We start from the raw sequence: 24,252 nt of genomic DNA, 5'->3' as shown, positions 1-24,252 counted from the left end.
TTGGACGGCGAGGGGGCCCGCGCGGAACACTCACCGTCCTGTCCCGTCACGTCCGACAAAGCAGGGTTGGTATGGGTACGTCTGAATCACCCGGAGGCCCGCCGGCGGAGGCGCCCGAGGGGCCGTCCGCCAGGGGCCCGGTGCTCCTCGCACTGCGCTCCTACGCACAAGAGCTGGTCAGGCTCAGACGTCTGACCGTGCCCGCCCTGTTGCTCCCGGCGCTGGGCAACATCGGCATCTACTACGTCGCGCCCCTGCTCGTCGCCAAGCTGGTCGGCCGGCTCGCCGGGGGTTCCGGCGGCGGGCTCGGCCCCGTGCTGCCCTACGTCCTGGGCTTCGCCGGTGTGCTGCTGCTCGCCGAGACGCTGTGGCGCCTCGGGCTGCACTGTCTGAACCGCGTCGACGCCCTCGGCATCGAGCACCTGTACGTCCTCGGCATGGACGAGCTGTTCGCCAAGGACGCCGCCTTCTTCCACGACAACTTCGCCGGATCGCTCACCAAGCGGGTGCTGAGCTTCGCCTCCCGCTTCGAGGAGTTCGTCGACACCCTCACCTTCTCGGTCTTCGGCAGCTTCGTGCCGCTGATCTTCGCCTCGGTCGTGCTGTGGACGTACGAGCCGCTGCTCGTCGTCGGGCTCCTCGTGATGATCACCCTCACGGGTGTCTGCGTCCGGCCGCTCATCCGCCGCCGTCAGGTCCTGGTCCGGCACCGGGAGGAGGCGATCGCGCGGGTGTCGGGGCACGTCGCCGACAGCCTGATGAACATGGACACGGTACGGGCCTTCGCCGCCGAGGGGCGCGAGGCCGCCGAGCACCGGTCCCGCGTCGCCGAGTCGCGCCGGCTCACCCTGCGCTCCTGGGACTTCGGCAACCTGCGCATCGACACGCTCGTCGCACCGCTGTCGGTGCTGACCAACGTGCTCGGCCTGGTCCTCGCCCTGTCGCTCGGCGCCGGCGACCACGGTGTGGAGGCGCTCGTCGTCGCCTTCACGTACTACTCCAACGCCACCCGGATCATGTTCGAGTTCAACCAGATCTACCGCCGCCTCGAAAGCTCGATGACGGAGGCCGCGCAGTTCACCGAACTGCTCCTGGTCCAGCCGGTCGTGCGCGACCCGGAGGCCCCGGAGCCGCTCCGCTCCCGGGAGGCCGATGTGCGCTTCGAGGGGGTGACCTTCACCCACACGGGCGGCGACCCGCTCTTCCAGGGGCTCGACCTAGACGTGCCCGGCGGGGCGAAGATCGGGCTCGTCGGGCGGTCCGGGAGCGGCAAGACCACGCTCACCCGGCTGCTGCTGCGGATGACCGACATCGACGCCGGGCGGATCCTCGTCGGCGGCCAGGACATCAGCCGGATGCGCCAGTCCGACCTGCGCGGCCTGATGGCGTACGTCCCGCAGGACCCGGCGATGTTCCACCGCACCCTGCGGGAGAACATCGCGTTCGCCCGGCCGGACGCCACCGAGGCCGAGATCCGGCGGGCCGCCGAGGCCGCGCACGTCACCGAGTTCGCCGACGCCCTGCCGGAGGGCTTCGACACCATGGTGGGCGAGCGCGGGGTGAAGCTGTCCGGCGGGCAGCGCCAGCGGGTCGCGCTGGCCCGGGCGATCCTGCGCGACGCGCCGATCCTGCTCCTCGACGAGGCGACCAGCGCGCTGGACTCGGAGAGCGAGGTCCTCGTCCAGGACGCCCTGTGGCGCCTCATGGAGGGGCGCACGGCCTTCGTGGTGGCGCACCGGCTCAGCACGGTCGCGCACATGGACCGGCTCGTCGTCCTGGACCGCGGCCGGATCGTCGAGCAGGGCTCGCACCACGAGCTCCTGGCGGCGGACGGCGCCTACGCCAAGCTGTGGCAGCACCAGTCGGGCGGCTTCCTCGACGAGCCGGCGGAGCGGGCGGGGGTGCGCTGAGCACGTCCCGGAGCCGGAGGCGCGGGGCCCCATCGTCGGGCCCGGACCCCGTGCCCCCGCGAGCCCGCGCCCCCGCCGGGCCCGCGAGCCCTCCCCGCCCGGACGCGTGCGCCGCCCCACGACGGCGCACGGCCCGCGAGCCCTCCCGCCCGGCCCCGTGCGCCGTCCCCGGACTGCGCACGGGGCCGGGCCCGGCTACGCTGGGCGCGGATCTTGTGCCTGCTTTGCGCCCTTTGTCGCTTCTCGTCCGTCCGGGAGTCACGTGGTCACCCCGCAGCCCGTCCTCGCCCCGCCCTCGAAGGCCGCCGTGTACCTCGTGGCCACCGTGAACCCCGGCGGCGAGGCCGTGGCGCGGGACGCGATCGCCGGACTCGCCGGACTGGTACGCACCGTCGGCTTCCGCGAGCCCGAGGGGGCGCTCAGCTGTGTGCTCGGGATCGGCGCCACGGCCTGGGGCCGCCTCTTCGAGGGACCACTCCCGCGCGAGCTGCACCCCTTCATCCCCCTGGAAGGGCTCCGGCACCGCGCCCCCGCCACACCCGGCGACCTGCTGTTCCACATCCGCGCCCAGCGCATGGACCTCTGCTTCGAGCTGGCCCGGCTGATCGCGCGGAGCCTCGCGGGCGCCGCGACCGTCGTCGACGAGGTGCACGGCTTCCGCTACTTCGACGAGCGCGACCTCCTGGGCTTCGTCGACGGCAGCGAGAACCCCGAGGGCGGGGTGGCGGCCGAGGCCGTCTTCGTCGGCGACGAGGACCCCGGGTTCCGGGGCGGCAGCTACGTCATCGTGCAGAAGTACCTGCACGACATGACGGCCTGGCAGGGGCTCACCGTCGAGGAGCAGGAGCGCGTGATCGGCCGCCGCAAGGCGGACAACGTGGAGCTCGCCGACGACGTCAAGCCGCCGGACTCGCACGTCGCGCTCAACACCCTCACCGACGAGGACGGCACCGAGCGGCAGATCCTGCGCGCCAACCTGCCCTTCGGGAACGTCGGCGGCGGCGAGTTCGGCACGTACTTCATCGGCTACGCCCGCACCCCCGCCGTGACCGAGCTGATGCTCTCCCACATGTTCCTCGGCGACCCGCCCGGCACCACCGACCGCATCCTCGACTTCTCCACGGCCGTGACCGGCTGTCTCTTCCACGTGCCGAGCGCCGACTTCCTCGACGACCTGCCGGGCCCGCCGGCCACGACGGCCGCCACGATCGGTGGCCCGGTGACGGAGGGCGCGGTGACCACCGCGACCGACGCGCCCGTCCGTACGGACGTGGGCGACGGCCTCGGCATCGGCAGCATGAAAGGAGCGTGACCCGCCATGACGCCTCCCGGTGACCCGGCCGGCACCACCAACCTGCACCGCGAACTCGCCCCCGTCACCCAGGCCGCCTGGGAGCAGATCGAGGAAGAGGCCCGCCGCACCTTCCGGCGCCATGTCGCGGGCCGCCGCGTCGTCGACGTGCCCGACGCCGCAGGTCCCGGCCTCGCCTCCGTCGGCACCGGACACCTCACCGAGATCGCCCCGCCCGCCCCCGGGGTGACGGCCCGGCTGCGCGAGGCGAAGCCGCTGGTCGAGCTGCGCGTGCCGTTCACCGTCAGCAGGGCCGCCGTCGACGACGTCGAGCGCGGCTCCAGCGACTCCGACTGGCAGCCGGTGAAGGACGCGGCACGCGCCATGGCCTTCGCCGAGGACCGGGCGATCTTCGACGGCTATCCGGCGGCGGGCGTCGACGGCCTGCGCGACCGCAGCTCCAACCCGGTGCTCGCGCTGCCCGCCGAGCCGCGCGACTACCCGGACGCCGTCAGCCGCGCCCTGACCTCGCTGCGGCTCGCCGGAGTCGACGGCCCGTACGCGCTGCTGCTCGGTGCCGACGAGTACAGCGCGGTCAGCGAGACCTCCGACCACGGCTACCCGATCGCGGCCCACCTGGCCCGGATGCTGGACGGCCCGCCGCTGTGGGCGCCGGCGCTGAGCGGCGCGTTCGTCCTCTCCACCCGGGGCGGCGACTTCGAGCTGCGGCTCGGCCAGGACGTGGCCATCGGCTACACGTCGCACGACGCGCACGGCATCGACCTGTACTTCCAGGAGACGCTCACGTTCCTGACCTACACGGACGAGGCCGTCGTCGTGCTCCGCCACTGAGCCGCGCGATGCGTCAGCTGCTGCCCCTGTCCGCGGTGCCCCGTCTGGTGGGCTCGACCCTCGCCGGAGCGGTCGTCGGCCTGGTCGTCGCCCTGCTGACCAGGGTGGCGCTGGGCACGCTGTCCGGGATCGCCACCGCCGAGACGGTCTTCGTCGTCACCGGCTGGGCCGTGCTCTGGCCCATGGACGCCGACACCACCCACCGCAACGTACGCCGGGAGGACTTCCGGCCGCTCCTGGCGGAGATCGCGGTCGTCTCGGCCGCGTTGAGCGGCCTGGTCGCCATCGTGCTGCTGCTCCTGGGCGCCGACCCCGGCACCGGCCACGCCGCCGCGGCGATCGCGCTCGCCGGCGTCTTCATGGCCTGGGCGGCGCTGCACCTGATGTACGCCACCCGCTACGCGGACATGTACTACGGGGAGCCCGGCGGCGGCATCGACTTCCACTCCGAGCAGCCGCCCCGGTTCAGCGACTTCCTCTACTTCAGCTACAACCTGGGCATGACCTACCAGGTCTCCGACAACGACGTCTCCAGCTCGGCGATCCGCGCGGTCGTGCTGCGCCACTGCCTGCTGTCGTACGTGTTCGGTGCGAGCATCCTCGCGACGACGATCAACCTGGTGGCCACCCTCGTCGCCGGCTAGGGGGTCGTCACCGGCCAGGGCGTCCCTCAGGGCGTCCCTCAGGGCGTCCCTCAGGGCGTCCCGAGGGACACCACCGTCGCCGTCGTGGTGCCCTCCGGCGTCCGGTACGTGACGGTGTCGCCCGCGCCGTGCCCCAGCAAAGCGCGGCCCAGCGGGCTGTCGGTGGTCACCAGGTTCAGATCGGGGGCCTCGGCCAGCTCGCCGACCGTGACGGTCGCCTCCGAGCCGTCCGCGAAGCGCACGGTGACGGTGCTGCCCAGGCCCACCGTGTCACTCGGCGGCGGCGCCGCGACGGACGCCGTGCGCAGCCGCGCCTCGATCTCGTCGATGCGCTGGTCCAGACGGGCGACGTCCGTGGCCCGGTCCAGCTCCTCGGCCGTGTCCGCCTGGTCGCCCACCATGTCGTCGTCCGGCAGCGTCGCCGCCACCTTCGCGCGCGCGGCGCGGAGCTCGGCGAGTTCCCGCTCCAGCTCGCGCAGATCGTCGGTGCTGAGGGGCTGGGGGCCGTCGGTCATGGCTGCTCCCGCGTCACTGGTGGGGCGGATGGGGATACGGCGTTTCCCATTACCGCATCACCGTGCGAACCCGGCAAACCGGGCCCGCCCCCCCCCGAACGGGGCCCACGCACTGGCAAACCGGGCCCGCGCCCCCGCGAACGGGGCCCGCACCGGCCGGTGCGGGCCCCGGTCCGTCCCCGGTCAGGCGGGGGCGGGTCCGGTGGAGGCGCGGATCACGAGCTCCGGGTCGAAGAGGAGTTCGCCCGTGGGGACCTCCCGGTTGCTGACCAGGGCCAGCACGCTGCGCCCCACCTCCAGGGCGAGCCGGTCGGCGGGCTGGCGGACCGTGGTGAGGGCCGGGTCGGTGAACTCGGTGACCGTCGAGCCGTCGTAGCCGACCACCGACACGTCGCCCGGCACCGACAGGCCCTGCCTGCGGATCCCCCGGACGGCGCCGAGCGCCATGAAGTCGCTGGCTGCGACGATCCCGGTGGCGCCGAGGCCGACCAGCGACGAGGCCGCCGACTGGCCGCCCTCCACGCTGTAGGACTGGCGGACCACCCAGCGCTGCGCGTCGTCGATGCCGCGCCGTTCCATGGCGGCGACGAAGCCGCGCACCCGCCGGTCGGCCGGGCGGTTGCCCGCCGGGCCCGAGGCCATGCCGATCCGCCGGTGCCCGAGGCGGTGCAGGTGGTCCACGGCCAGTTCGGCGGCGAGGGCGTCGTCGGTGGAGAACACCGGGGCGGGCACGCCGTCCGCGAACTCGCCGTTGATGCCGACGTACGGCACGCGCCGCTGGCGCAGCAGCTCGTAGCCGTCGGTGTCCGCGCCCTCCACGGTGTTGGACGCGGAGAGGAAGACGACGGCGGCGATGCCCTTGTCGACGAGCGAGCTGAGGAAGTCCAGCTCCTGCACCCCGCCGGGGAAGACCGGGCACAGCACCGTCTTCAGGCCGTGCGGCGCGAGCGCCGACTCGATCCGTTCGGCGACGTCCGCGAAGAACGGGTTGGAGACGAACTCGGTGACGACCGCGACCAGTTGACCCTGTGTCTGCCGCTCGTAGCCCAGCTCGGCCATGGCCTGCTCGACGGCTTCGCGGGTCTTCTTCGACACCCCTTGCCGCCGGTTGATCACCCGGCTGACAGTGGCCTCGCTGACCTGTGCCCGGGCTGCGACGTCGGTGATGCCGACCTTCATCGCGGTCCTTCCGTGAGTGCGAGCGAAACCAGACCGCCGCGCGGTACGGCCAGGGAGCGGGGCCCCTCCGACGGGATCGACAGCGGATCATCCATCATAAGGCCGTCCGGCCCGTGGACCAGGGCGGTCACCCCGTTCCCGCCGCCCCGGACGTCCACCATCAGCCGGTCCCGGTCGGAGCCGTTGACCAGGTGGTAGCTCCGGTACGTGGTGAAGTCGAGCTCCGTCACCCGGTCGCCGTGCACGCTCACCAGGCATTCGTCGCCGCGGGCCGCGGTCACCACCGGGTACAGCTCGTCCGGCCGGCCCGGCTCCACCAGCCCGTCCAACAGCAGCTCGCGGTGGCGCAGCCAGCGCCCGAGCCAGAACCGTACGGCCGCCAGCTGCGCGTCCGGCAGTCCGTCCAGGCGTACGGAGATCTGCGGCACCGCGTGGAGCGCGCCGATCAGCTGGCGGGCCACCGCCTCGACCGGCGCGGTCCGCGACCACATCAGCATGTCGGAGTGGACCGCGCCGCCGACCGCGAGGAGCGCGGTGTCCAGCGTCCGCACCCGGTTGGCGGTGGCGTCGGCGGGGCAGTCGAAGGAGCGCAGCATGTTGCCGTACGGGGCCATGCCGGGACCGGCGTACGGCTGGCGCAGTTCGAGCAGGACTCCGGGCCGTACGGATTCCAGGGCGGCCCGCAGTTCGGCGAGGAGTTCGGTCATCGCCCGGCCCACGTCCTCGCCGCCGTCGCCCGCGTACACGGCGGCCTCGTCGAGGAAGTCCAGCTTGAGGCCGTCGAGTTCGTACTCCCTGACGAGGGAGACGCACAGGTCGACGACGTGCCGGCGCACCTCGGGCAGCCGGGGGTCGAGGACCTGGGCGCCCGGGACGGTGGCGGGTGCGGGTGCCGCCTCGGCCCACTCCGCGAAGCAGTCCGCCTCGGGGCCGACGAGCAGCGGCGCGACCCACAGCAGGTACCGGAGGCCGGCGGCGCGCACCCGTGTGACGTGCTCGCCCAGGTCGGGGAATTTCGCCGGGTCGGGGCGCCAGTCCCCGCAGCCGGCGTAGCCGCGCCCGTTGCCGTACGCCTGCCAGCCGTCGTCCAGGATCAGCACCCCGCAGCCGAGTCCGGCGGCGATCCGGGCCTGGGTCTCGACGGCGGTGGCGGTGACGTCCTGGTTGAAGGCGTACCAGGTGGAGTAGACGGGCAGCCGGGCGCTGTCCGGTACGGGCATGGGCGGGCGGTCGGCGGCGAACCAGGCGCGCAGCGGGCGCAGGGCGGCGGCGACCGAGGGGGCGCGCGGAACGAGCAGCAGCCGGTGCGGTGCGGCGGAGGCGGGCAGGTTCAGGTGGACGACGTGGGTGTCGTTCTCCTCCGACACCCCGAAGCGGAGGGTGGCCTCGGGGACCGGGTCGGCGGCGGCGAAGGCGAGCAGGGTGGCGCCGGTGTGCTCGTACAGGCAGCCGACGGCGGCCCCGTCGACGAGGCTGACCCGTGCCCGGCCTTCCCAGTCGGCGACCAGGGTGCGCCGCCAGGCGCCTTGCGGATGCCAGTAGCCGGCGGTGTCGCCGAGCGGCACCGAGAGGCGGATCTCCACGGGCCGTCCGTCGGCGTCCACTTCGAGGATCCGCACTCCGTCGGTGAGCGGGTCCAGTGTCCAGCGGGGGCGTGGGCCGTCCTGGCCGGGGGTGAGGACGGCGATCGACACGGCGTCGAGCAGTGGCTCGGCGGGTGCGGGGGCCAGATGGGCGGTGGTGACCGCGGGGGTGGGCGGGGGAGTGGTGGGGCTGAGCTGGCTCATGTCGCTTGTCCGGTTCATTCCTTCACGGCACCCGCGAGGAGGCCGGAGACGAAGTGCCGCTGGAGGGCGAGGAAGACCACCGCCATGGGGACGGCGGCGAGGGAGGTGCCGGCCAGGATGGCGCCGTAGTCGGTCTCGTCCAGGCCCTGGAGCGAGGCGAGCGCGACGGGGATGGTGAAGGCGCTCTCGTCGCGGAGCACGATCAGCGGCCAGACGAAGTCGTTCCACTGGTAGAGGAAGAGGAACAGCGCGAGGGCCGCGAGCGCCGGGCGCATGGGCGGCAGGGCGACCCGCCAGAACAGCCGCAGTTCGCCGCAGCCGTCCATCCGCCCCGAGTCGAGGAGTTCCTGCGGCAGCGTGCCCATCGACTGGCGCATGAGGAAGATGCCGAAGGGCAGCGCCAGGTTGGGGGCGATGACGGCCTGGTAGGTGTTGAGCCAGTGGAGTTCGGCCATCATCTTGAACAGCGGCACGAGGGTGATCTGCGCGGGCACGACGAGTCCGAGCATCAGCAGCCCGAACAGCAGCCCGCGGCCGCGGAAGCGGTAGGTGGCGAAGCCGTATCCGGCGAGGGTGCACACGGTGCCCGCGAGGAGCGTGTAGACCACCGAGATGCCCAGGGAGTTGAGCACCACCCGGCCGAAGCCGGCGGTGTCCTGGAGGGTGGCGAGGTTCTCCCCGAGGTGCCCGCCGGGCAGCAGCGGCGGCGGGCTGTCGAAGATCTCGGCCGAGCTGTGGGTGGCGCCGACGGCCAGCCAGTAGAACGGGACCACGACGACGGCGAGCGCGAGGGCGAGCGCGGAGGTGAGCAGGATGCTCCGCCCGGGGTTGCGGGCGCGGCGGGCGGTCACGGCTTCTCCCCGAGGAGGCGGAACTGGATCAGGCCGAGCAGCCCGACGAGGACGGTGAGGGCGTACGCGATGGCGGAGGCGTAGCCGAAGTCGAAGTACTTGAAGGCGTTCTGGTACAGGTACACGCCGATGGTCAGAGTGGCGTTGTCGGGGCCGCCGCCGGTCAGCACGTACGGCTCGTCGAAGAGCTGGAGGGTGCCGATCGTGGACAGCACCGTGGTGAGCAGCAGCGCGGGCCGCAGCCCCGGCAGGGTGACGTGACGGAAGGCGGAGAACGCCCCGCCGCCGTCCACGGCGACCGCGTCGTACAGCTCGCGCGGCACGGTCTGCAGCCTGGCCAGCAGGATGACGGCGTTGTAGCCGGTGTAGTGCCAGGTCAGTGCCAGGCCCAGGGAGATCCGCGCCCACATCGGATCGGTCAGCCACGGCACCGGGTCGGCGCCGAAGAGTCCGAACACCCAGTTGACCAGGCCGTAGTCCTTGTTGAGCAGGACGGAGAAGACGATGCCGTACGCGACGAGGCCGGTGACCATCGGCAGGAAGAAGCCGAGCCGGAAGACGGGCCGGCCGCGCAGCAGCGTGGAGTCGAGGGCGACGGCGAGGCCGGTCGCGAGCGCGAGCATCAGCGGCACCTGGACGGCGAGGATCAGGAGCGTGTTGCGCAGCGCGGTCCACAGCAGCGGGTCCTCGGCCAGCCGCAGGTAGTTGTCGGCGCCGACGAAGGTGTCGACGCCGCCCACCGTGCGGTGCAGGCTGATCAGGAAGGACCAGGCGATGGGGTAGAGCTTGAACCCGGCGAAGAGCAGCAGCGCCGGCAGCACGAAGAGGTACGGGGCGGCCCGGCCGCGCCGCCGGGGGCGGGGTGCGGCGGGCCGGGGTGCGGCGGCGGCCGGTGTGGTGCCGGCCGCCGTGGTGACCTGCGTCATCGGACGGCCTTCCGCCCCGTCTGCCGGGCCAGTTCACCGGCGGCCGTGGCGAGCACCTTCGCCGGGTCGGCGCCCTTGAGGAGCACCTGGGACTGGGCGTCGGTGACCAGCTTGAGGGCGCGGGCGTAGTCGCCGGTGTAGTTCACGGCGGGGCTGGGGGCCTTGAGGGCGGAGAGGAAGACCTCGCCCTTGCGCTGCCCGCTGAAGAACGCCGACGGCTCGTGGAAGACCGGGTCGTCGTACGCCTTGATCAGGGCGGGCGCGATGCCCTTGCCGCGGTAGATGCTCACCTGGGAGGCGGGCCGGGTCAGCGCGAACTCGATGAAGGTCCAGGCGGCGGCCTGCTGCTTGCTGCTGCCCGCGACGGCGAGGTGGGTGGAGTTCACCGTCGCCGCGGTGGGGCCGCCGCGCCGGACGGCCGGGGGCAGCCGCACCTTCCACTTGCCGGCCTCGGCGGGCACCTGCTCCTGGATGATCCCGCCGAACCAGGTGGGCCAGGGCAGCACGGCGGCGGTGCCCCGCTTCAGGGAGCTCATCAGGGCGTTCCAGCCGCCGGCGAGGTCGCTGACCAGCCCGGCGTCGTTCATCGTCTTGATGAGCGTCATGGCCCGGACGGCCTCGGGGGACTCCAGGGTGATGCGGCCCTCCAGGTCGAAGTAGAAGGCGCCCTGGAGCTGGAGGAGCATCTGGAAGAAGTTGGCGGCGTCGGGCTGCGAGGCGGGCTTGTCGATGCCGAGGAGGTGGACGCCGGTGCGGGCCTTGAGCCGCTTGCCGGCCTCGATGGTCTCGTCCCAGGTCTGCAGCGCGCCGACGTCGACCCCGGCCCGCTCGAACAGGTCGGCCCGGTAGTAGAAGCCCGCCGAGTTGGCCTCCCAGGGGAGGGCGTTGACGCGCTTGCCGTCGGGGCTGACGGTCTGCCACAGTCCGGCGGCGAAGGCGTCCTTGTGAGTGGTGGCGCCCAGCGGGGCGAGGTCGGCGAGGCCGCCGGGGAAGCGCTCGACGTACCCCGGCAGGTAGTCCACGCCGATGTGCAGGACGTCGGCGAGGCCCTGGCCGCCGGCGGCCAGACCGGCCGTGATCTTGTCCCAGATCGCCGGGTTGCCGATGTCCTCGACGGTGACCTGGATGTCCGGGAACTCCTTGTTGAACTTCGGTATGAGGGCCTTGAGCTCGGCCGCCGGTCCCTGCCAGGACCAGACCGTGATCTTTCCCTTGCGGGGGTCGCCCGCGGTGCCCGAGGCGCCCGCGTCGGCGGCGCCGCTGCCGGTGCAGCCGGCGAGCGCGAGGGCCAGGGCTCCGCCGCCTCCCATGCGCAGGAGGTGTCGCCGGGCGGGGTGTCGTGCCGAGTCTCTGTCTGTCATGGGGCGGGACGCTACAAGCCGACCCATCGGAGTTGCAAGCCTGCAATGAAAACTTTCAGTTTGATCCGTCAGGGAATGTTGCCTGATCCATTGCTATGCCTCCGGGCCGGTTGCTAGCGTGCCGCGCGCCGACCCGACCCGATCCGGGAGACCACCCTCATGACGCGCACCCGCCTCACGCTGCTCTCAGCCGTCGCGCTGCTCACCACGCTCGCCCCGCTCACCACCGCGCACGCCACCCCCGCGCGGCCCGTCCCACCGGCCGCCCCCGCCCTGCTGGCCGTCACCGACCCCGGCTTCGAACAGGGCGGCAAGGGATGGGAGTTCACCGCAGGCACGGGCGTCGCGAGCAACAACCCGCACGCCGGCGGACGCCTCGCCTACCTCGACGCCGGCAGCGGCATGAAGGTCTCCCAGACGGTGACCGCCACCGGCCACGGCGGCTACCTCGTCTCCGCCTGGGTCGCCACCGGCGGCCCCGGCGGCCGCTACCTCCTGCGCGTCAACGGCACCACCGTCGCCGAGCAGCCGCTGCCGGCCGGCGCCCACTACCGCCGCCACACGCTCGGCAGGATCACGCTCGCCCCCGGCGACCGGCTGGAGATCGCCTTCGAGTCGGGCCAGGGCTGGATCAACGTCGACGACGTGATGGTCTCCCCGGCGGCCCCCGCCGACCCCCGGATCACCTCCAGCGACCCGCACATCGTCGAGATGTTCGACTGGGCCAAGCACAAGGCCAACAGCTGGGTCCACCTCCCCGGCACCCAGGGCCCCCTCGACGCCGACGAACGCCAGACCGGCGGCACAGGCACCGGCGTCTACGGCCCCTCCTACTGGGCCGGCTACGCCAACCGCAGCGGCTACTACTCCCGCGACATGGCCCACCAGCTCGCCGGCGCCGGCGTCCTCGGCCTGCACGGCGAGAACAAGGAGATGCTCCGCGCCTTCGCCGCCACCGCCACCCCCGAGCACGCCTACTACCCGGTGTGGGCGCTCAACTTCGACAACCGCAGCCCCCTCTCCATCGACTACCGCGGCCCGAAGCTCTTCGTCCGCGAGGTGCCCGCCCCCTTCGAACTCGTCCAGAAGGCCGAGGAGGCCTACCGCTGGAGCGGCGACCCCGCCTACCTCGACGACCCCGCCCTGTGGGACTTCTACCGGCACACCACCGAGGAGTTCGTCACCCTCCACGACGGCACCAAGGACAACGGCCCCGTACGCGTCGCCGAGGGCACCGGCCACGGCATCTTCCAGGGCACCGCCAGCTACAACGAGCAGAGCGACGAGCCGCTCGCCGAGGCCGGCGACGCCATCGGCTCCCAGTACCAGGCCTACCGCGCGATGGCCTCCCTCGCCCGCGCCAAGGGCGACACCGAGACCGCCGCCCGCTTCGACCGGCGCGCCCGCGAGCTCAGGACCTACTTCAACACCACCTGGAGCGGCACCGGTTCGGGCGCCGACATGGTCCGCGGCTACACCACCGACGGGCGCGCGCTGACCGGCTGGGGCAAGGAGAACAGCTGGTTCATGCCGATGAAGCGGATCATCGACCCCGGCGCCCGCCGCGAGGCCTACCTCGACTACATCGACGCCCAGGCCGAGGGCGACGGACGCCCCGACAACATCGAGGCCCTGACCTACCTCCCCGACACCTTCCTCACCGACAACCGCGCCGACACCGCCTGGAAGTGGATGCGCCGCATCTACGCCGAGAAGGACGTCCAGCACGTCAACACCCGCCAGGGCACCAACGGCGACTACCCCGAGGTCTCCTTCACCCTCGTCGCCCAGACCGTCCAGGGCCTCATGGGCGTCACCCCCGACGCCCCCGCCCGCACCCTCACCACCCAGCCGCGCCTGCCCTCCGGCATGGACTGGCTGAGCGTCTCGGACCTGCGCGTCGGCGACTCCGCCTTCACCCTGCGGCACGACACGGCACCGGCGGTCCTTCGCTCCACCCTCACCCACACCTCCGGCACCCGCCCCTACACCTGGGTGGCGCGCTTCCCCGGCGCCCACGCCTCCGTCCGCGTCGACGGCGCGCCGCGCCCGGCCCGTACCGAGGTCGTCGACGGCGTGACGTACACGACGGTCCGCACCCGGGTGGCCCCCGGCCGCACGGTCACGGTGGAGGTCCGATGAGCCCCGAAGCGGTGTGGCCCGCCGCACCCGGGGAATTCCCCGGCGGCGCCGCCCTGTTCCGGCTCGACCCGGCCGTCGCCCACCTCAACCACGGCTCGTACGGCGCCGTCCCGGTCCCCGTCGCGCGGGTCCGCAGCCGGATCGAGGAGGAGGCCGCCGCCGACCCCGACCGCTTCTTCCGCGACGTCCCCGACCGGCTCGCCGAGGCACGGACCCGGATCGCCGCGCACCTGGGCGCCGAGCCCGAGGGCCTCGCCTTCGTCGCCAACGCCACCGAGGCGGCCAACCTCGCGCTCGACGCCCTGCGCCTGGACCCCGACGACGAGATCCTGGTCACCGACCACGGCTACGGCACGGTCGTCACCGCCGCCGCCCGGCGCGCCCCGCTCACCACCGTCGCCCTCGACCCGGCACTGCCGGACGAGGACGCGCTGGTCGCGGCGGTGCTCGCCGGGATCACCCCGCGGACCAGGGTGGCGCTCCTCGACCAGATCAGCTCGCCCACCGCGCGGCTCCTCGGCTCGCCCCGGCTGCTCGCCGAACTGCGCGCCCGCGGGATCACCACCGTCGTCGACGGCGCCCACGCGCCGGGGATGCTCGCCGACCCCCTCGCCGGGCGGCCCGACCTCTGGTTCGGCAACCTCCACAAGTGGGCCTACGCCCCCTCGGGCACCGCCGTCCTCGCGGTCGCCCCCGGGCTCCGCGACCGGATCCCCGCCCCGGTGCCCTCCTGGGAGTACGCCCGCGGCTTCCCGGGCGCGGTCGAGTTCCGGGCCACCGCCGACTACACCGGCTGGCTGGCCGCCCCCGAGGGCCTCGACCTGATCGAGCGCCTCGGCGCCGCGACCGTACGCGCCCACAACAGCGCCCTCGTCGCCCACGGCGCCGAACTGCTGGCCCGCCTCCCCGGCGTGACGCGCCTTCCGTACGACGAGGGGCTCGCGATGCGGTCCCTGCGGCTGCCCCGGAGCCTGGCGCGGACCCAGCCCGAGGCGGCGGCGCTGCGCGAGGAGATCGCCGCCCGCCTCGGCTGCCGGACCCTCGTCTGGGCCTGGCCGGACGGCGGCGGCATCCGGATCAGCGGGCAGATCTACAACCGGCCCGAGGAGTACGAACGGCTGGCCGCCGGACTCGGCGCCCTGCTGGACGGGCGCTGAGGCCTAGACGCCGACGCCGACGCCGACACCCACGCCGCCCCGGAACGTACGCCGGTACGCGAGTGGCGTGACCCCGATCGCGGCGTGCAGGTGCTGGCGCAGGGACGTGCCGGTGGCGAAGCCGACCTGGCCCGCGATGTCGTCCACGGCCAGGTCGGTGGATTCCAGGAGGTCGCGGGCCCGGGTCACCCGCTGCTGGATCAGCCAGCGGCCCGGGCTCATGCCGACCTCCTCGTTGAACCGGCGCGCGAAGGTGCGCAGGCTCATCCGGGCGTGCCCGGCGAGATCGGCGAGGGCCAGCGGCTCGTGCAGGTTCTCCAGCGCCCACTGGCGGGTGGCGGAGGTGCCGTTCGCGTCGGGTCCGGGCACCGGCTGCTCGATGTACTGGGCCTGGCCGCCGTCCCGCCAGGGCGGGACGACGCACGCGCGCGCGACCCGGTTGGCGAACGCGGTGCCGTGGTCCCGCCGCAGGAGATGCAGGCAGACGTCGACGCCCGAGGCGGCGCCCGCCGAGGTCAGCACGTCGCCGTCGTCGATGAACAGCACGTCCGGGTCGAGCGCGACCTGCGGGAACCACTCCCGGAACTGGTCCGCCAGCCCCCAGTGGGTGGTCGCCGGCCGCCCGTCGAGCAGACCGGCGGCGGCCAGCAGGAAGGCCCCCGTGCAGATGGACACGATCCGCGCGCCCTCCGGCACGGCCGCGAGGGCCGCGCGGATCCCCTCCGGCAGCTCGCGGGTCAGGAGGGCGGTGTCGCACGGCGGCAGGATCACGGTGTCGGCGGTGCGCAGCACCTCGGGCCCGTGCTCGACGGTGACCGAGAAGTCGGAGTTGGTCCGGACGGGCCCGCCGTCGACCGAGCAGGTCAGGACCTCGTAGCGGTCCCCGGCCGTCCCGAAGACCCGGTTGGCGATGCCCAGCTCGAAGGGGTACACCCCGTCCAGGGCGAGGACGACGACGCGGTGGGCGTTTCCCATGGCACGATCCTGTCGAAAGATGGCATTCATGCCATGGTACGGGCCGGGGCGCCCGGCGAGGCTTGCGTCATGACGAACACCGCCACCGCCACCATGCGCGCCATCACCCAGCACACCCACGGGTCCCCCGAGGTCCTCCAGGTGACCGAGGTCCCGCGCCCCGCGCCCGCCCCCGGCGAGATCCTGGTCGCCGTCCGCGCCTCCGGCCTCAACCCCACCGACTGGAAGCACCGCGCCACCGAGAACCTCTTCCTGCGCGCGCTGCCCCAGGTCCTCGGCTGGGACGTATCCGGCGTCGTCGAGGCCGTCGGCTTCGGCGTCACCCTCTTCGCGCCCGGCGACGAGGTCTTCGGCATGCTGCCGTACCCGCACGGCGTCGGCGCCCACGCCGAGTACGTCACCGGCCCGGCCCGCGCCTTCGCCCGCAAGCCCGCCGAGGTCGACCACATCCAGGCCGGCGCCCTGCCGCTGGCCGCCCTCACCGCGTACCAGGCGCTCGTCGACACCGCCGGAGTGCGCTCCGGGCAGCGCGTGCTGATCCACGCCGCCGCGGGCGGCGTCGGCCACCTCGCCGTACAGATCGCCAAGGCGCGCGGCGCGTACGTGATCGCCACCGCCAGCGCCCCCAAGCACGCGTTCCTGCGCTCACTCGGCGCGGACGAGGTGATCGACTACCGCTCGGTCGACTTCCGCGAGGCGACGAAGGACATCGACGTGGTCCTCGACCCCGTCTCCGGCGACACCCGCACCCGCTCCCTCGACGTGCTGCGCCCCGGCGGCATCGTCGTCTCGATCCTGCCGCCCACCGACCCCGACGACGCCGCGAAGGCCGCCGAGCGCGGCGTCCGGGCCGTCACCCTGCTGGTCGAGGCCGACCACGGCGGCATGACCGCCATCGCCGACCTCGTCGCCGGCGGCGCCCTGCGCGCCCACGTCGACGCGGTCTTCCCGCTCTCCGCCGCCGCCGAGGCCCACGCCCTCGGCGAGACGGACCGCACCACCGGGAAGATCGTCCTCGTGGTGGACAGCGCCGGGGCCTGACTACTCGGCCGCGGCGAAGAAGGCCGTCAACTCCTCCACGTAACGCTCGGGATGGGTGACGTGCGGGACGTGGCCCGCCCCCTCGAAGACCTGGGTGCGGGCCCCGGGGAGCGCCCCGGCGATCCGCTCGCACACCGCCCAGAACCAGTGCGGGCTCTCGGAGCCGCGCGTGAGCAGGGCGGGGGCCGCACAGCCGCGCAGCCCTTCGAGGTCGAGGGCGGCCCAGTGCGGGTCGCCCTGCTCGTCGAGGAAGGTGGGGGCGTTGGCGACGAAGGTGTCCTTCAGCTCCTGCGGGAACTGCTCCCACGCGCCGGGCCCGAAGGCCACCGTGTCGACGAAGGCCCGGGCACCGGCGAGGGCGTCACCGGATCGCAGCAGCTCGCTCACGCCGTCGATCCGGCCGCGCGTCGCGGCCACCTCGTCGCGGTAGTCGGGCACGTCGGCCACCACGTCGAGCAGCGGCGGCTCGTGCACGGCGATCGCCCGGAACAGTTCGGGGCGGCGGGCGGCGAGCCCGAGGGCGGTGGACGCGCCGAAGGAGTTGCCCACGACGAAGGCGGGCGCGAAGCCCAGCGTCTCCATCAGCGCGGCCAGGTCCTCCTCGTCCTCGGCGCGCGAACCCGGCCCGGCCGGCCGGTCGCTCTCGCTGTGCCCGCGCCGGTCGTAGACGAGCACCCGGTGGCGCAGGGCGAGGCCGTGGACGACGCCGTCCCAGTCGTGGTGGTCGCCCCAGGAGCCGTGCACCAGGACCAGGGGGTCACCGTCACCGCCGGTCTCGTAGAACAGTCCGACGCCGTTGACCTCGACCTTTGCCATGCGTGCTCCCTGCGACGATCCGGCACGGGCGTTCATTGTCCGGTCGCCGTACGGCCCGGGGGCGGGAGAACACGCGGGCCATGCGGGTGTCGGGGGGCGCCGCTCACACCGATGGCCGGGGCCTGCCCCCGGGCCGGGCCCGGGGGCTGGCAGACTCGGCCCATGGGGTTCGAACTTCTCGCGGCGACCGGTGTGCTCGCCCTGCTGACGATGGTGCCGGGGCCGGACATGGCGATCGTGACCCGCAGGGCCGTGGCCGCCGGGCGGCGGGACGGGCTGCTGACCGTCGGCGGGATCGCCAGCGGTCTGCTGGTCTGGGGCGTGCTGTCCGTGGCCGGGCTCGCCGCCGTCCTCGCGGCCTCGTCCGTCGCGTACACCGTGGTGAAGCTGGTCGGCGCCGCCTACCTGGTGTTCCTCGGGGCGCAGGCGCTGTGGCGGAACCGGCGCGGCGGTGCGGCGGCGCCCGTGGACGCGCCGCCGCCCGCCGGGAACCCGTGGCGGACCGGTCTGGTGGGCAATGTGCTCAACCCGAAGATCGCGGTCTTCTACACCGGCCTGCTGCCGACCCTCGCGCCGTCCGGGCTCTCCCCCCACACCGGGATGGCCCTGCTGGTGCTGATCCACGCGGCGCTCACGGTCGTCTGGCTCTCCGGCTATGTGCTGCTGCTCGCCGGGGCCCGCTCCTTCTTCGCCCGGCCCGCGGTGCGGGGAGCGATGGAGCGGGTCACCGGTGTGGTGCTCATCGGCTTCGGGGTGAAGGTCGCCACGGCGACCTCCTAGCGCGTCCGGCGGTCAGGAGCCCCAGGCCTCGAACTCGTAGATCCGGGCCGCCGGATCGGTCGTCTGCGTCGGCGCGGTGACGACCAGGCGGACGTACCGGGCGGTCAACGCGACCGGGTGGGTCGTGGTCGCCGCCGTGTTGCCGGTGACGGTGACGGCGGTGGTCCAGGCCGCGGTGGTGCTGTCGCGGACCTCCACCCGGAAGTCCCGGGTGTTCCAGGTGGCGCTCTCGCCGCCCGCCGCCGCGTGCTTCACCACGAAGCGGCTCAGCGTCCGGGCCGCACCGAGGTCCACCTCCAGCCACTTGGCGGAGCTCGTCGCGCACCACTTGTCGGTGGTGCCGCCCGAGACGCTGCCGTTGACCGCCTTGGCGGGGGCCTCCGCGGTGTTGCACTGCCCGGAGGCCGTCGCGGGCCTGTTCAGCGCCAGGTTGCTCTCGGCCGTCCCGGACCAGGTGACCGTGGTGCTCGCGGCGGGGGAGCGGCCGAACTCGGTGGAGACGGCCTCGATGTCGAGCGTCGTCGTGGTCTCGGTGCCGGCCCGGTCCAGCTTCGGCACGAAGTAGGCGTCGTTGGGCGTGGCGCCGAGGAAGGTGCGGCTGCCGTCGGCGTTGCGGCGGTACACCTCGTAGTGGTGCACCTCGCCGGAGGCCGACGCGGTCCAGCCGAGCCGGAGGGACTTGCTCGTCCCCGTGTCCGTCGTGCCGAGGACGGCCGGCGCGGTGGGGGCGGCCGGCACGTCCACCGTGCCGTCGTACAGGGCGAGCTGCCCCACCTTGATGTCGTACGAGGAGGCCGTCCCGGTGGTCTCCAGGCCGAGCTGCGCGACCGTCCGCCCGGCGTACGCGGAGAGGTCGAGCACCTTGCGTTCCCAGCCGGTGCCCGTGGTGGAGCCGAGGTCCAGGGTGGTGAAGGCGGTCGGGGCGTCGGTGAAGGAGAGGGCCGCCTTCAGCCGGGTGGGCCCGGCCGCCGGGGTCCGCACCGCGACCGCCAGCTTGGTGTCGGCCGCCACCGGCAGCCGCGTCTGGTACAGCCGTACGGAGTTCACGGCGTCCAGCGGGCCGGTCAGGCGCAGGGCCGAGCCGCCCTCGTAGGCGTCGGTGAAGTCGATCGACGGCTTGAGCTTGGTGCCGGTGGACCGCACCAGCCAGCGGTAGGTGGGCGGCACGTCCTGGAGGGACAGGTTGTTCCAGCCCGCGCCGGACACGCGGGTGCCGCCGGAGTGGTAGAAGTCGCCCTGCCCGGCGTCGAAGTGGGTGACGAAGGGCTTCGTGGTGACGGGGGAGGACTCGGCGACGTACTGCGCGAGGCCCTTCCACGAGGAGCTGGTCGTGGTGTCGGACGGGTCGCCGTTGGCGCCGTCCCAGTAGCGCGCCTCGCGGGCGACGGAGTCGGCCCGGTCGGCGGCGGACTTCCACGTCCACTCGGGGCGGTAGAGCCCGAGCGAGGCGGTGTGCGGCTGCCCGGCCGGGAAGAGGGCGTTCCAGTCGACGCTCGTGTTGTAGCCGTTGGACTCGGTGTCCACGCCGCTGAACAGCTCGTACTCGCCGCGCCCGAGACCACGGGCCAGGGAGCGGGACGAACTCAGGCCTCCTGAACTCCAGTTGAAGTTGAGGAACATCGAGTCGCTGGTGCGCTGCGCACCCTCCTGGAGGAAGGCGTCGTTGGCGGAGGTCAGCGCGTTCTGCCAGCTCACCGAGCCGGACTCGGTCATCGCGTCGTACCACATGAACTCGACCGGGCCGAGGGAGCGGGCGTAGCGCAGGGTGTTGCGCACCTCGGTGGCCAGCCTCGAGTCGCCGCCGGCCGTCTCCTGGTTAACGAACCAGCCGTCGAAGCCGTAGTGCTGCGCGACCTGCGCCAGCTTGTCGGCGACCGGGTAGCGGCTGCCGGACTTCTGGGTGAAGTCGCGCACCCACTGGAGCTGGCCGCCGTAGGCGGTGGGCGGGAAGAAGACCGTGCCGTAGACCTTGACCCCGTTGCGGTGGGCCGCGTCGATCACGGTCGGATTGGGCGCCAGGATCAGGCCCTCGCCCGCCGAACCGCCCCAGAACACCAGCTTGTCGACGTACTGCCAGTGCCCGAAGGCGTAGTAGTTCGGGTCGGCCGAGCCCTGGGACGGGTTGTTCGAGGTGGGGCCGAAGGAGACCAGCGACACGATCTTGCCCTCGCCCGCGCGGGCGTTGGCGTTGGCCTTGAGCGCGGGATCGGAGACGCGCGGCCGGAGCGGTACGCGGGAGCGGTTGAAGCGCGCGTCCGGGTCGGTGGCCGGGTCCCAGTTCAGGATCGAGTCGGGGTACCAGTACGAGGCGTACGGCTGGTCGCCCGCGGCGGCGGGGGCGGCGGGGCTCGCCGGGGCCGCGGGGCCCTCGGCCGCGGCCGACGCGCTCGGCGCGGCGGCGCCGAGGCCGAGCGCGGCCGCGGACAGCGCCGCGGCCAGGAGGAGGTGCAGGGGTCGTCTCATCGGAGCTCCGGTCCAGCGGAAGGGGTGGGGGCTGGTGGTGCCGGTGGCGCGATGGTGCGGAGGACAACGAGGGTGGGCCGGCGCCGCCGAGGACGCCGGGCCGTTCGGTCCGGGAGGCTAAACGGCTTTAGTGACCGGGGTCAAGAGGGCCGTCCCGGTCAGGCACCGGGCGGGGCCGTGCTCTCGCGGACCGTCAGCCGGGGGGTCGGATTCCTGACGTCCTGGGCCGAGCCGGGGGCGTCGACCTGCGCGAGCAGCGCCGTCGCGACCTGCTCGCCGAGCGCGAAGGTGTCCCGGGAGAGGGCGGTCAGCGAGGGGTGCACGATCCGGGTGAGCGCCGAGTCGTCGAAGGAGACGACGGACAGCCCGCCCGGGACCGCGACCCCCATCTCGGTGGCGACCCCGAGGCCCGCGACCGCCATCACGTCGCTGTCGTAGACGATCGCGGTCGGCCGCTGCCGACCCGGCCGGGCGAGCAGGGCCCGGGTGGCCGCCGCGCCCTCCGCGTCGCTGAAGTCGGTCGGCACGGAGACGGCGTCGGCGAGGCCGAGCCGCCGCGCCGCGTCCCGTACCGCCCGGATCCGGCGCTGGGTGTGCTGGAACGAGGGCAGGCCGGCGAGATGGGCGATCCGGCGGTGCCCGAGGGCGGCCAGGTACTCGACGATCGAGGTCATGGCCTCGCGGTCGTCGGCCCAGACGGCGGGCAGCCGCCCGTGCCGGCCGGGGCCGCCGAGCACCACGGTGGGGACGCCCAGCTCCTCCAGGACCGGGATGCGCGGATCGCGCACCTGGAGGTCGACGAGGACGAAGCCGTCCACCCGGTGCTCGGAGGTCCAGCGCCGGTAGACCTCGATCTCGCCGGCCGTGTCCTCGACGACGAGCAGCTGGAGGGCGGTGCCGCGGCCGGAGAGCGCGGCCTGGAGCCCGGAGAGCAGATGGCTGAAGAAGGGTTCGAGGCCGATCGTCCGCGCGGGGCGGGCGAGCACCAGGCCGACGGCGCCCGCGCGGGCCCCGCCGAGGGCGCGGGCGGCGCTGTGCGGGCGCCAGTTCATCCGCTCGGCCACCCGCAGGATCCGGTCCCGGGTCGCCTCGCTCACCCCCGGGCGCCCGTTGAGCGCGAAGGAGACGGCGCCCTTGGAGACCCCCGCCTCCCTGGCGATGTCGGCGATGGTCGGTCTGGCCACCGGACGCCCTCCCTGATCGGCCGTTCCCGCTCCGCCGCCACCCCCGCGAGGACGGCCGGTCTTCGCGGGCTCTCTTGACACCGGAGTCTAGCCGGGAGGATAGTCCCGCATCGCTATAGCGGTTTAGTAAACGGGTGGTTGCGTCCCGACGGCCACCGCACTCCCTGCACCATCGATCAGCAAGGAGACACCCTCGTGCGAGTCATTCGAAGGAGCCGCTGGGCGCGGTGGACGGCGGCCGCGGTGGCGGCGGTGACCCTCGCCGGCTGCGGCCTCGGCGGCGCGGAGGACTCCGGCGCCCCCGGCCCGGCGGTCTCCGGCGGCGAGGTGAAGGGCAAGGTCTCGCTCCAGACCTGGGCCCTGAAGCCGAAGTTCACCGCGTACATGGAGGGCGTGATCGCCGGCTTCGAGAAGAAGTACCCCGGCGTCGAGGTCGACTGGCTCGACCAGCCGGGCGAGGGCTACTCGGAGAAGGTCCTCAGCCAGTCCGCCGGCGGCACCCTGCCCGACGTCGTCAACCTGCCCCCGGACTTCGCCCTGCCGCTGGTGAAGCAGAACCTGCTGCTCGACATCGCGGGGTCCGACCCGTCCGCCTCCGCCGACTACGTCAAGGGCGGCCTCGACGCGTACCGCTTCCCCGGCCACGACGGCACCTTCGGCTATCCCTGGTACCTCAACACCGACGTCAACTACTGGAACGCCGACCTGCTCACCCGCTACGGCCTCGACCCGAAGAAGCCGCCGGCCTCGCTCGACCAGCTGGTGGCGGCGGCCCGTACCGTCAAGGCCAGGTCCGGCGGCCGGACGTACCTCATGAGCCGCAAGCCCAACCTCATGGACCTGGCCAACGCCGGGGTGCGGGTCATGTCGGCGGACGGGCGCAGCTTCACCTTCAACACCCCCGAGGCCGCCGCCGTCCTCGACACCTACCGCGCGGCGTTCAAGGAGGGCCTGCTGCCCAAGGACGTCCTGACCGAGACCTACGCGGGCAACACCAAGCTGTTCGCCTCCGGCACCGCCGCCTGGACCACCGCGGGCGCCAACTACATCACCAGCCTCGCGGTCGACAACCCGACGCTGGCCCCCAAGGTGGTCTCCTCACCGGCGATGGGCACCCCGCCGCTGTACGTGCAGGGCCTGTCGATCCCCCGGTCCACCAAGAACCCGACCGCGGCCCTGGCCCTCGCCCGCTGGGTGACCAACGCCGCCAACCAGGCCGCCTTCGCCCACGAGACCAGCATCTTCCCCTCCACCACCGCGTCCGCCGCCGACCCCTTCTTCAGCAAGAGCGACGGCACCAACGCGGCCGACGCCAAGGTCTCGGCCTTCCGCTCGCTCGCCGCCGCCCGCGTCCTCGAACCCGTGCAGGCCAACGACGCCGTCAAGACCGTCATCAACCAGCAGATCTCCCTCGCCGTCAGCGGCCAGACGAGCTCGAAGGAAGCCCTGGACACGGCCGTCGCCCGCGCCAACCAGCTGATCAAGGACTAAGCCCCGCGATGACGCTGACGCACCGGCGCTGGTTCACGCCCTGGCTGCTCGCCGGTCCCGCCCTGGTCTGGCTCGCCGTCTTCAACCTGTGGCCCGCGGTCAACACCGTGATCCTGTCCTTCACCAGCGCCCGGCCGCTCGGCGGCGGCCGCTTCACCGGACTCGAGAACTACGAACGGGTCCTCGACGACGCCCAGTTGACGGACGCCCTCGTCAACAGCGTCATCTACCTGCTGGTCTGCCTGCCCCTGCTCACCCTGCTGCCGCTGCTGCTCGCCCTCCTGGTGGAGCGGAAACTGCCCGGCATCACCTTCTTCCGCACCGCCTTCTACACCCCGGTCGTCGCCTCCGCCGTCGTCGTCGGCCTGGTCTGGGGCTGGATGCTCGACGACCGGGGCCTGCTCAACGGCCTGCTCCAGCAACTGGGCCTCGCCGACCGGCCCGTCTCCTTCCTCACCGACCGCTGGCTGCTGCTGTTCAGCGCCATCGGCCTCACCGTGTGGAAGGGCCTCGGCTACTACATGGTCATCTACCTGTCCGCGCTCGGGAACGTCGGCCGAGAGCTGCACGAGGCCGCCGCCGTCGACGGGGCCGGCGCCCCCCGCAGGTTCTGGCACGTCACCCTGCCCGGCGTGCGCCCCGCGATGCTGCTCATCTCCGTGCTCATCTCGGTCTCCGCGCTGCGGGTCTTCTCCGAGCTGTACGTGCTGTCCAACGGCACCGGCGGACCCGGCGGGCGCGACATGTCGGTGGTCATGCTCATCCAGATGTACAGCCGCGGCTTCACCGGGCACATCGGCTACGCCTCCGCCCTCAGCGTGCTGCTCTTCGTCCTCACCGTCGGCCCCATGCTGGTCCTGGCCCGGCTCAACCGGAAGGCGGCCTGA

20 protein-coding genes are annotated in these 24,252 nt (G+C 73.2%); 10 read left to right on the top strand and 10 right to left on the bottom strand.

Annotated features, from left to right (window positions below):
- The first annotated feature begins 71 nt into the window (after positions 1 to 71).
- The 4 genes from ACZ3ZE_RS08925 (at position 72) to ACZ3ZE_RS08910 (ending at position 4,697) form a co-directional block, all read left to right on the top strand.
- Positions 72 to 1,910 (top strand): ABC transporter ATP-binding protein, encoded by a 1,839-nt coding sequence (locus tag ACZ3ZE_RS08925; RefSeq protein ID WP_467258123.1) that lies wholly within the window; start codon positions 72 to 74, stop codon positions 1,908 to 1,910.
- A gap of 262 nt (positions 1,911 to 2,172) precedes the next feature.
- Positions 2,173 to 3,222, top strand: coding sequence for a Dyp-type peroxidase (locus tag ACZ3ZE_RS08920; RefSeq protein ID WP_467258120.1), 1,050 nt, complete (start codon positions 2,173 to 2,175; stop codon positions 3,220 to 3,222).
- A gap of 6 nt (positions 3,223 to 3,228) precedes the next feature.
- The gene (locus tag ACZ3ZE_RS08915; RefSeq protein ID WP_361172936.1) at positions 3,229 to 4,053 is read left to right on the top strand and encodes a family 1 encapsulin nanocompartment shell protein; all 825 of its coding nucleotides are present in this window, start codon (positions 3,229 to 3,231) and stop codon (positions 4,051 to 4,053) included.
- 8 nt (positions 4,054 to 4,061) lie between these two features.
- Positions 4,062 to 4,697, top strand: coding sequence for a DUF1345 domain-containing protein (locus ACZ3ZE_RS08910; protein WP_467258118.1), 636 nt, complete (start codon positions 4,062 to 4,064; stop codon positions 4,695 to 4,697).
- A 50-nt stretch (positions 4,698 to 4,747) separates the two neighbouring features.
- On the opposite strand, the gene ACZ3ZE_RS08905 is transcribed toward ACZ3ZE_RS08910, so the two are convergent.
- The 6 genes from ACZ3ZE_RS08905 to ACZ3ZE_RS08880 all read right to left on the bottom strand — a co-directional run bounded on the left by ACZ3ZE_RS08905 (position 4,748) and on the right by ACZ3ZE_RS08880 (position 11,316).
- On the bottom strand, positions 4,748 to 5,212 hold the full coding sequence (locus tag ACZ3ZE_RS08905) for a GreA/GreB family elongation factor (RefSeq protein WP_442305995.1): 465 nt from the start codon (positions 5,210 to 5,212) through the stop codon (positions 4,748 to 4,750).
- A 183-nt stretch (positions 5,213 to 5,395) separates the two neighbouring features.
- Positions 5,396 to 6,391, bottom strand: coding sequence for a LacI family DNA-binding transcriptional regulator (locus ACZ3ZE_RS08900; RefSeq protein ID WP_361172945.1), 996 nt, complete (start codon positions 6,389 to 6,391; stop codon positions 5,396 to 5,398).
- Positions 6,388 to 8,178, bottom strand: coding sequence for a glycoside hydrolase family 36 protein (locus ACZ3ZE_RS08895; protein WP_363292462.1), 1,791 nt, complete (start codon positions 8,176 to 8,178; stop codon positions 6,388 to 6,390). Before ACZ3ZE_RS08895 ends, ACZ3ZE_RS08900 begins: the two co-directional genes overlap by 4 nt.
- A 14-nt stretch (positions 8,179 to 8,192) precedes the next feature.
- Positions 8,193 to 9,029 carry a carbohydrate ABC transporter permease gene (locus tag ACZ3ZE_RS08890; RefSeq protein ID WP_361172951.1) on the bottom strand — a complete coding sequence of 279 codons (837 nt, stop codon included), beginning with the start codon at positions 9,027 to 9,029 and terminating at the stop codon, positions 8,193 to 8,195.
- Complete coding sequence (locus ACZ3ZE_RS08885) at positions 9,026 to 9,955, bottom strand: carbohydrate ABC transporter permease (RefSeq protein ID WP_361172954.1); 930 nt, start codon at positions 9,953 to 9,955, stop codon at positions 9,026 to 9,028. Before ACZ3ZE_RS08885 ends, ACZ3ZE_RS08890 begins: the two co-directional genes overlap by 4 nt.
- Entirely contained in the window at positions 9,952 to 11,316 is a 1,365-nt protein-coding gene (locus ACZ3ZE_RS08880; RefSeq protein ID WP_361172957.1) for an ABC transporter substrate-binding protein, read from the bottom strand. The genes ACZ3ZE_RS08885 and ACZ3ZE_RS08880 overlap by 4 nt, the downstream gene beginning before the upstream one ends.
- A gap of 159 nt (positions 11,317 to 11,475) precedes the next feature.
- On the opposite strand from ACZ3ZE_RS08880, the gene ACZ3ZE_RS08875 reads away from it, so the two are divergent.
- The gene (locus ACZ3ZE_RS08875) at positions 11,476 to 13,458 is read left to right on the top strand and encodes a carbohydrate-binding protein (protein WP_467258115.1); all 1,983 of its coding nucleotides are present in this window, start codon (positions 11,476 to 11,478) and stop codon (positions 13,456 to 13,458) included.
- Complete coding sequence (locus ACZ3ZE_RS08870; RefSeq protein WP_361172961.1) at positions 13,455 to 14,615, top strand: aminotransferase class V-fold PLP-dependent enzyme; 1,161 nt, start codon at positions 13,455 to 13,457, stop codon at positions 14,613 to 14,615. Before ACZ3ZE_RS08875 ends, ACZ3ZE_RS08870 begins: the two co-directional genes overlap by 4 nt.
- 3 nt (positions 14,616 to 14,618) lie before the next feature.
- Here the strand turns inward: ACZ3ZE_RS08870 and ACZ3ZE_RS08865 are convergent, their stop codons facing one another.
- Complete coding sequence (locus tag ACZ3ZE_RS08865) at positions 14,619 to 15,590, bottom strand: GlxA family transcriptional regulator (protein ID WP_361172963.1); 972 nt, start codon at positions 15,588 to 15,590, stop codon at positions 14,619 to 14,621.
- Between the two features lie 93 nt (positions 15,591 to 15,683).
- Here ACZ3ZE_RS08865 and ACZ3ZE_RS08860 point away from each other — a divergent pair, with 93 nt between their 5' ends.
- On the top strand, positions 15,684 to 16,631 hold the full coding sequence (locus ACZ3ZE_RS08860; protein WP_361173658.1) for an NADP-dependent oxidoreductase: 948 nt from the start codon (positions 15,684 to 15,686) through the stop codon (positions 16,629 to 16,631).
- Here the strand turns inward: ACZ3ZE_RS08860 and ACZ3ZE_RS08855 are convergent, their stop codons facing one another.
- On the bottom strand, positions 16,632 to 17,447 hold the full coding sequence (locus ACZ3ZE_RS08855; protein ID WP_361172966.1) for an alpha/beta fold hydrolase: 816 nt from the start codon (positions 17,445 to 17,447) through the stop codon (positions 16,632 to 16,634).
- A 162-nt stretch (positions 17,448 to 17,609) separates the two neighbouring features.
- On the opposite strand from ACZ3ZE_RS08855, the gene ACZ3ZE_RS08850 reads away from it, so the two are divergent.
- Complete coding sequence (locus tag ACZ3ZE_RS08850; protein WP_361172969.1) at positions 17,610 to 18,227, top strand: LysE family translocator; 618 nt, start codon at positions 17,610 to 17,612, stop codon at positions 18,225 to 18,227.
- A 12-nt stretch (positions 18,228 to 18,239) separates the two neighbouring features.
- Here the strand turns inward: ACZ3ZE_RS08850 and ACZ3ZE_RS08845 are convergent, their stop codons facing one another.
- The gene (locus ACZ3ZE_RS08845) at positions 18,240 to 20,690 is read right to left on the bottom strand and encodes an endo-beta-N-acetylglucosaminidase (protein ID WP_467258112.1); all 2,451 of its coding nucleotides are present in this window, start codon (positions 20,688 to 20,690) and stop codon (positions 18,240 to 18,242) included.
- Positions 20,691 to 20,848: 158 nt separating this feature from the next.
- Positions 20,849 to 21,874: a LacI family DNA-binding transcriptional regulator gene (locus ACZ3ZE_RS08840; RefSeq protein ID WP_467258110.1), complete on the bottom strand. Its 1,026-nt coding sequence runs from the start codon at positions 21,872 to 21,874 to the stop codon at positions 20,849 to 20,851.
- Between the two features lie 195 nt (positions 21,875 to 22,069).
- Between ACZ3ZE_RS08840 and ACZ3ZE_RS08835 the strand changes: the two genes are divergently transcribed.
- Both ACZ3ZE_RS08835 and ACZ3ZE_RS08830 read left to right on the top strand, forming a co-directional pair.
- Positions 22,070 to 23,365 carry an ABC transporter substrate-binding protein gene (locus ACZ3ZE_RS08835; protein ID WP_361172978.1) on the top strand — a complete coding sequence of 432 codons (1,296 nt, stop codon included), beginning with the start codon at positions 22,070 to 22,072 and terminating at the stop codon, positions 23,363 to 23,365.
- Positions 23,366 to 23,373: 8 nt separating this feature from the next.
- Positions 23,374 to 24,252, top strand: coding sequence for a carbohydrate ABC transporter permease (locus ACZ3ZE_RS08830; RefSeq protein WP_363292457.1), 879 nt, complete (start codon positions 23,374 to 23,376; stop codon positions 24,250 to 24,252).

This window comes from Streptomyces sp. NPDC023157, assembly GCF_055560575.1.
Note: the sequence above shows the minus strand (reverse complement) of the source record. Positions and strands in the feature narration are given on the sequence as shown.

Excerpts from the sequence above, each read along its gene's own strand:
- ACZ3ZE_RS08925 (WP_467258123.1), top strand. The coding sequence starts at position 72 with ATGGGTACGTCTGAATCACCCGGAGGCCCGCCGGCGGAGGCGCCCGAG.
- ACZ3ZE_RS08880 (WP_361172957.1), bottom strand. The coding sequence starts at position 11,316 with ATGACAGACAGAGACTCGGCACGACACCCCGCCCGGCGACACCTCCTG.
- ACZ3ZE_RS08855 (WP_361172966.1), bottom strand. The coding sequence starts at position 17,447 with ATGGCAAAGGTCGAGGTCAACGGCGTCGGACTGTTCTACGAGACCGGC.
- ACZ3ZE_RS08875 (WP_467258115.1), top strand. The coding sequence starts at position 11,476 with ATGACGCGCACCCGCCTCACGCTGCTCTCAGCCGTCGCGCTGCTCACC.
- ACZ3ZE_RS08915 (WP_361172936.1), top strand. The coding sequence starts at position 3,229 with ATGACGCCTCCCGGTGACCCGGCCGGCACCACCAACCTGCACCGCGAA.
- ACZ3ZE_RS08870 (WP_361172961.1), top strand. The coding sequence starts at position 13,455 with ATGAGCCCCGAAGCGGTGTGGCCCGCCGCACCCGGGGAATTCCCCGGC.
- ACZ3ZE_RS08895 (WP_363292462.1), bottom strand. The coding sequence starts at position 8,178 with ATGAGCCAGCTCAGCCCCACCACTCCCCCGCCCACCCCCGCGGTCACC.
- ACZ3ZE_RS08865 (WP_361172963.1), bottom strand. The coding sequence starts at position 15,590 with ATGGGAAACGCCCACCGCGTCGTCGTCCTCGCCCTGGACGGGGTGTAC.
- ACZ3ZE_RS08900 (WP_361172945.1), bottom strand. The coding sequence starts at position 6,391 with ATGAAGGTCGGCATCACCGACGTCGCAGCCCGGGCACAGGTCAGCGAG.
- ACZ3ZE_RS08905 (WP_442305995.1), bottom strand. The coding sequence starts at position 5,212 with ATGACCGACGGCCCCCAGCCCCTCAGCACCGACGATCTGCGCGAGCTG.
- ACZ3ZE_RS08910 (WP_467258118.1), top strand. The coding sequence starts at position 4,062 with ATGCGTCAGCTGCTGCCCCTGTCCGCGGTGCCCCGTCTGGTGGGCTCG.
- ACZ3ZE_RS08830 (WP_363292457.1), top strand. The coding sequence starts at position 23,374 with ATGACGCTGACGCACCGGCGCTGGTTCACGCCCTGGCTGCTCGCCGGT.
- ACZ3ZE_RS08885 (WP_361172954.1), bottom strand. The coding sequence starts at position 9,955 with ATGACGCAGGTCACCACGGCGGCCGGCACCACACCGGCCGCCGCCGCA.
- ACZ3ZE_RS08850 (WP_361172969.1), top strand. The coding sequence starts at position 17,610 with ATGGGGTTCGAACTTCTCGCGGCGACCGGTGTGCTCGCCCTGCTGACG.
- ACZ3ZE_RS08860 (WP_361173658.1), top strand. The coding sequence starts at position 15,684 with ATGCGCGCCATCACCCAGCACACCCACGGGTCCCCCGAGGTCCTCCAG.
- ACZ3ZE_RS08845 (WP_467258112.1), bottom strand. The coding sequence starts at position 20,690 with ATGAGACGACCCCTGCACCTCCTCCTGGCCGCGGCGCTGTCCGCGGCC.